Source organism: Oleiphilus sp. HI0067 (assembly GCF_001635735.1).
The window spans coordinates 1-1160 of record NZ_LWFI01001176.1 but is presented as its reverse complement, the minus strand read 5'-3'; the positions used below and the strand labels follow the sequence as shown (position 1 = coordinate 1160).

Genomic DNA, 1160 nt, shown 5'->3' with positions numbered 1-1160 from the left:
TGCTTTTCAAAAGCACGCATTGACTCTGAGCCAGCGGTCCCTTCTTTTTCTTTGTACTTAGCAACAACCGCTTCAAGAATCTTCTCTCGCAATGGTTCTTCGTGCAGATTGTCATCAGCCTTCAACCATTCTTGCACGGGTAACTCGATTGCAAATTCCGCTTTCAAGGCTTGTTCAAGACCAGGAATATTCCACATGTCTTCGATACTTTGCGGTGGAATAAAATCACTCACAACCTCGTTCACGATCTCTTCACGAACCGCGCCGACGATATCACTAATATCATCGCGGGCCATTACCTCGTTACGCTGCTCATAGACAACTGTACGCTGATCGTTAGCAACATCATCATATTCAAGAAGCGCTTTACGAATATCAAAGTTACGCCCTTCGACTTTACGTTGCGCCTTCTCAATCGCGTTACTAACCATCTTATGTTCAATCGCTTCGCCCTTATCCATACCTAATGCTTGCATGATGTTTCGAACACGATCTGAAGCAAACAAACGCATTAAGTTATCTTCTAAAGACAAGAAGAAACGCGTACTACCTGGATCACCCTGACGACCAGCACGACCACGTAACTGATTATCGATACGGCGAGATTCGTGTCGCTCAGTACCAAGTATGTGTAAACCACCAGCCTCTTTCACGGCTTCGTTACGTGCTTTCCACTCTACTTTAATCTTTTCAATTTTTGCGTCATCAGGGTTTTTGAGCGCTTTGACTTCAGCTTCCCAGTTACCACCAAGAACGATATCGGTACCACGGCCCGCCATGTTGGTCGCTATCGTGACCGTACCTGGAAGACCTGCTTGCGCAACGATCTGAGCTTCTTGAGCGTGATGCTTTGCGTTCAGAACGCTATGTTTAATACCTGCTTTTTTCAGCAAACCTGACAAATATTCAGACGACTCAATACTCGCTGTGCCAACAAGTACTGGGCGTTGGGCTGCAACAACTGCTTTAACTTCATCAATAATTGCTTGGAATTTTTCTTCCTGCGTTAAATAAACAAGATCGTTATGATCAATACGAGCAATAGTTTTATTCGTTGGAATAACAACCACGTCTAGCCCGTATATTTGATTAAATTCGTACGCTTCGGTATCCGCCGTACCAGTCATACCAGCAAGCTTGTCGTAAATACGGAAGAAGTT

At 44.6% G+C, this 1160-nt stretch carries 1 pseudogene; it reads right to left on the bottom strand.

The annotated features are described in order from the left end of the window. Positions 1 to 1160, bottom strand: a pseudogene (gene secA / locus A3739_RS17355) (preprotein translocase subunit SecA); the annotation flags it as partial.